The organism is uncultured Dokdonia sp., from assembly GCF_937910895.1.
GTDB lineage: Bacteria > Bacteroidota > Bacteroidia > Flavobacteriales > Flavobacteriaceae > Dokdonia.
Genome location: NZ_CALEMI010000108.1, coordinates 1 through 5,660, shown reverse-complemented (window position 1 = coordinate 5,660; position 5,660 = coordinate 1). Strand labels below are relative to the sequence as shown.

Genomic DNA, 5,660 nt, shown 5'->3' with positions numbered 1-5,660 from the left:
CAGATGCAATCTTTTTAACTGTTCATGTAAAAAGTCAGCTTCATGCATATTTTTCCCACCTTCTTCTGTATCGTCTAGCCAATAATTAGGATATCTCTTTTTCATCTCACTAGGCATTAATCCAGAAAAAATAGCATTACGTGCATATTGGGTTGCCGTTGGGAGAATACTATAATACGTATCTTCTTCTCTTTTTTTATAGTACGAAGAAAGATGTGGTTCAAAAGCTTTCCACTGATCAAACCTTAGGTTGTCAATGACTACAAACAATGTAGGTTCTCCTTTTTTAATTTCTGGTGCCACTTTCTCTTTAAATAAGGTATGTGACATAATAGGTCCGTTGTGAGAACTGAACCAATCTGTATAATTCTTGTCAACAAACTTGCAAAACTGTTGATTGGCTTCTGCTTTCTGAGATTCTAAAATCTCAAACATACTAGGATCTTCAATGGTTTCTAACTCCATTTCCCAATAAATCAATTTTTGATATAACTCAGACCACTCTTCAAAAGAATTGACCATAGAGAGATCCATCGCAATTTTACGAAATTCCTGTTGATACGAAGAAGCCGTTTTTTGAGAAATCAAACGGCTATGATCTAGATTTTTTTTAAGGCTCAGTAAAATCTGATTTGGATTCACAGGTTTTATGAGGTAGTCAGCTATTTTAGATCCTATTGCCTCCTCCATAATGTACTCCTCCTCACTTTTGGTAATCATGACTACAGGTACATTCTCACGTTTGTTTTTGATTTCGTTGAGTGTTTCTAAACCTGTAAGCCCAGGCATATTTTCATCCAGAAACACGATATCAAAATTTTGCTCGTCTATGATTTCGATAGCTTCAGTACCACTCGTACATTTTGTTACCGAATAGTTTTTTTTCTCTAAAAAAAGAATATGTGGTGTTAATAAATCAATTTCGTCATCTACCCAAAGTATTTTTATAGTACTCATGTATTATTAATGTATTATACGCTTTCGCGAAAGCAAAAAAAGACTCCCCAAAAAGCTAGTATGATTAGTGGTATATTTGTTTAAACTCTTTAAATAACTCTGTGATAAAACAGTCTACCAAAGTTACTATAATTAACGATCCTATTTATGGTTTTATTACCATTCCCAATGGTGTCGTTTTTAAACTAATTCAGCATCCTTACTTTCAAAGACTACGCCGTATTACACAAATGGGGCTTTCATATCTAGTCTATCCAGGAGCTCATCATACTCGTTTTCATCATGCCATAGGATGTTTGCATATTATGCAAAAAGCCTTGACAACCCTTAAAGACAAAGGTGTTGCTATATCTAAAGAAGAAGAAGAAGCAACACTTATAGCCATACTATTACACGATATTGGTCATGGTCCTTTCTCTCATGCCATGGAGCAAAGTATTATAGAAAATGTGCATCATGAGCAGATTTCTATTGCTTTTATGGAAGCTTTAAATGAAGAGTTTAACGGAAGTTTAACGCTTGCACTCCAAATATTTAAGGGGGCTTACTCACGTAAGTTCTTAAATCAGCTTGTTTCCGGGCAACTAGATATGGATCGGACAGATTATTTAAAAAGAGATAGTTTTTATACGGGAATGGCAGAGGGTAATATTAATACAGAGCGTATTATTGCCATGCTTAATGTTGACGAAGATCAATTGGTTGTAGAAGAAAAAGGAATTTATACTGTCGAAAAATTTTTGGTAGCAAGACGTCTTATGTATTGGCAGGTGTATTTACACAAAACAGGAGTCGTGGCAGAGCAACTCATTACGCGTGTATTAAAACGCGCTAAGGAATTATCACATAAGGGAATAGAGTTACCTGCAAGTACAGCATTATCTTATTTTTTAAAAAATAAAATTGATCAGAACAATTTTAAAGAAACCCTAGATACGTTTTCAAAACTTGATGATTACGATATTATTTCTGGAATGAAGGAATGGTGTTATACAGAAGATTTTGTGTTGAGAGAACTGTCTAAATGTATAATAAACAGAGATTTATTAGAAGTTAAAATACGAAAAAAACCATTTCTTGAAGAAAGAAAACAGATGCATATTGATCAATTAATCACGCAATATAAGATTACTCCGTACGAGGCTTCTTACTTTGTTTTTACAGGAAATATTTCAAATCAAGCCTATAATTATACACAAGGAGGAATAAATATAGCCATGTCTAATGGTAAGATTATAGACGTAGTAAAAGCTAGCGATCAGTTAAGTTTAAAATCCTTAACAAAAGAAGTCGTTAAAAACTATATCTGTTACCCCAAACCTAAAGACTAACTTTTTTGTTATTTTTGCCAAACATGAAATTTACAGCAGCTCAAATAGCAGGTATATTAGAAGGGACGGTAGAGGGTAATCCCGATATCCAAGTTTCTAAACTTGCAAAAATAGAAGAAGGAACTACAGGATCTCTTACATTTCTTGCAAATCCTAAATACACTCATTACTTATATACAACAAAAGCATCTATTGCAATTGTTAATATAGACTTTGAACTTGAAAATAAAATAGACACAACACTCATACGTGTTGAAGATGCTTACAAGTCATTTTCAAAGCTATTAGAATATTACAATCAAGTAAAGCTTAATAAATTAGGGATAGAACAACCCAGTTATATTTCAGATTCAGCGACGTATGGAGAAGGACTTTATTTAGGCGCTTTCTCTTACTTAGGAGAAAATGTGACTATCGGAAGTAATGTAAAGATATATCCTAATGCCTATGTGGGTGATAATGTTACTATAGGAGATAATTGTGTATTATTTGCAGGAGCAAAAGTATATTCTGATAGCGTCATAGGACATTCTGTATACATTCACAGTGGCGCCATTGTAGGAGCCGATGGGTTTGGATTTACCCCTAATGAAAAAGGAGAATACAGTAAAGTTCCTCAAACTGGAAATGTAATTATAGAAGATTATGTAGATATAGGAGCAGGAACTACCATAGATAGAGCTACCTTGGGATCGACTATTATTAGAAAAGGAGTAAAGCTAGATAATCAAATACAAATCGCTCATAATGTAGAGATAGGTGCACATACGGCTATTGCTGCGCAAACAGGAATTGCAGGTTCTACAAAAATTGGTAAAAATTGTCTGATTGGAGGACAGGTAGGCATTGCTGGACATATCACCATAGGAGATCGTGTTCGTATTCAAGCACAGTCTGGTATTGGGCGTAACATAAAAGATGATGAAGTTTTACAAGGCTCTCCATCATTTGCGTATGCAGACTGGAATCGTTCCTATGTGCATTTTAAAAATTTACCTAAGATAGTTCAAACGGTTAATCAACTCGATAAAAAAATAAACCAATGAGTGAAGCTAGAGCACAACAATGTACAATAGCTAAAGAAGTTACTCTTACAGGGGTAGGATTACATACTGGATCAAATGTAACGATGACATTTAAACCTGCTAATGAAAATCACGGGTATAAGTTTAAACGTGTTGATTTGGAAGGAGCACCTATTATAGATGCTGATGCTTCATTAGTAATAAATACCCAAAGAGGCACTAATCTTGAAAAAAATGGGGTTGCTATACAAACTACAGAACACGTACTTGCTGCTTGTGTAGGTTTAGAAATAGACAACATTTTAATAGAACTCGATGCGTCAGAACCGCCTATTATGGATGGCTCTTCAAAGTTCTTTGTAGAAGCGCTAGAAAAAGCAGGGATCCAACAACAAGAGGAGTGTCGCCAAGAGTATATCGTAAAAGAAGTAATTTCGTATGTTGATGAAGAATCGGGTAGCGAAATTATTTTAATGCCGGCAGATGAGTATCAAGTAACTGCCATGGTTGATTTTGGTACCAAAGTCTTAGGAACTCAAAATGCAAGTATCAAGCACCTTTCTGAATTTAAAAAAGAAATATCAGATAGCCGAACATTTAGTTTTTTACACGAAATAGAAATGCTCCTTGAGCATGGATTGATCAAAGGAGGGGATCTTAATAATGCTATTGTTTATGTAGACAAAGAACTGTCTCCAGAAACCATGGATAAATTGCGTGTCGCTTTCAATAAAGACCATATTGCAATTAAACCTAACGGAATACTAGACAACTTAACATTGCACCATCCTAATGAAGCGGCACGTCATAAGTTGCTAGATGTGATAGGCGATCTTGCCCTGGTGGGCACACGCATACGAGGTAAGATCATTGCAAATAAGCCAGGACATTATGTAAATACCCAATTTGCGAAAAAGCTACAAAAAATCATAAAGACAGAACGTCGTAATCACGTTCCTCAGGTAGATTTACATGCACCTCCCGTAAAAGATGTCAATCAGATTATGGAGATGCTTCCTCATCGACCTCCATTTTTATTGGTAGATAAAATTTTAGAACTTACAGATCAGTATGTGATTGGGATGAAAAATGTCACCATGAACGAACCTTTTTTTGTAGGACATTTTCCAGGAGCACCTGTGATGCCAGGAGTTTTACAAATTGAAGCCATGGCTCAAACAGGGGGTATCTTAGTACTAAGCACTGTACCTGACCCAGAAAATTATTTGACGTACTTATTAAAAATAGATAATGTACGTTATAAACAACAAGTAGTGCCAGGAGATACTCTTATTTTTAGATTAGATTTGATGTCTCCTATACGAAGAGGAATATGCCAAATGCAAGCCAGAGCGTATGCAAATGGAAGACTAGTATCAGAAGCCGAAATTATGGCTCAAATTGTTAAAGTAAAGAACAACTAACGAATGAATCAACCACTGGCATACGTACATCCTGGTGCTAAAATTGCAAAAAATGTAGTTATAGAACCTTTTACTACCATACATAATAATGTGGTGATAGGAGAAGGAAGTTGGATAGGATCCAATGTCACCATCATGGAAGGAGCCCGAATAGGAAAAAACGTAAGTATCTTTCCTGGAGCGGTCATATCTGCAATCCCTCAAGATAAAAAGTTCAACGATGAAGATACCGTCACTATTATAGGTGATAATACCACCATAAGAGAGTGTGTGACTATCAATAGAGGTACTTCTGATCGTATGAAAACAGAAGTTGGAAAAAACTGTTGGATTATGGCGTATTGTCATATTGCACATGATTGTATTGTGGGTGACAACTGCATTTTTTCAAATAACAGCACACTAGCAGGTCATATTACCGTAGGAGAATATGTTGTACTAGCAGGAATGGCGGCGGTACAGCAATTTTGTACGATTGGTAGTCATGCTTTTGTTACTGGAGGTTCTCTGGTAAGAAAAGATGTACCCCCTTTTGTAAAAGCTGGTAGAGAACCTTTAAGTTATGTCGGAATCAACTCTATTGGACTTCGTCGTCGTGGATTTACTACAGATAAAATACGTGAGATTCAAAACATTTATAGAATCCTCTACCAAAAAAATTATAATAATACACAGGCGGTAGAGATTATAGAAGCAGAGATGGAGGCAACTCCAGAGAGAGATGAGATATTACAATTTATCAGAAACTCTCAAAGAGGAATTATGAAAGGATATTTCAGTACCAACTAAAATAATAAATATAGTAATATGTACGCTTTCGCGAAAGCGTACAATCAATCACTCAAAATAGCATACACAATGGCAACAACATCAGATATACGTAACGGATTATGCATACATTATAATCACGATATATATAAAGT

The 5,660-nt window shown here is 35.3% G+C and carries 5 protein-coding genes; 4 read left to right on the top strand and 1 reads right to left on the bottom strand.

What is annotated here, in order from left to right; genetic code table 11:
• Positions 1-957 (bottom strand): bifunctional response regulator/alkaline phosphatase family protein (locus Q0505_RS12705; protein WP_299213422.1); only part of this gene is annotated, 957 nt, incomplete at its 3' end.
• A 104-nt stretch (positions 958-1,061) separates the two neighbouring features.
• On the opposite strand from Q0505_RS12705, the gene Q0505_RS12700 reads away from it, so the two are divergent.
• Genes Q0505_RS12700 through lpxA form a run of 4 tightly spaced genes read left to right on the top strand, consistent with a single transcriptional unit; the run spans position 1,062 to position 5,526 of the window.
• On the top strand, positions 1,062-2,288 hold the full coding sequence (locus Q0505_RS12700; RefSeq protein ID WP_299213424.1) for an HD domain-containing protein: 1,227 nt from the start codon (positions 1,062-1,064) through the stop codon (positions 2,286-2,288).
• Positions 2,289-2,311: 23 nt separating this feature from the next.
• The gene (gene lpxD, locus Q0505_RS12695; RefSeq protein ID WP_299213420.1) at positions 2,312-3,334 is read left to right on the top strand and encodes a UDP-3-O-(3-hydroxymyristoyl)glucosamine N-acyltransferase; all 1,023 of its coding nucleotides are present in this window, start codon (positions 2,312-2,314) and stop codon (positions 3,332-3,334) included.
• On the top strand, positions 3,331-4,737 hold the full coding sequence (locus Q0505_RS12690; protein ID WP_299213418.1) for a bifunctional UDP-3-O-[3-hydroxymyristoyl] N-acetylglucosamine deacetylase/3-hydroxyacyl-ACP dehydratase: 1,407 nt from the start codon (positions 3,331-3,333) through the stop codon (positions 4,735-4,737). Before lpxD ends, Q0505_RS12690 begins: the two co-directional genes overlap by 4 nt.
• A 3-nt stretch (positions 4,738-4,740) precedes the next feature.
• Positions 4,741-5,526, top strand: coding sequence for an acyl-ACP--UDP-N-acetylglucosamine O-acyltransferase (gene lpxA, locus Q0505_RS12685; protein ID WP_299213416.1), 786 nt, complete (start codon positions 4,741-4,743; stop codon positions 5,524-5,526).
• Positions 5,527-5,660 lie beyond the last annotated feature (134 nt).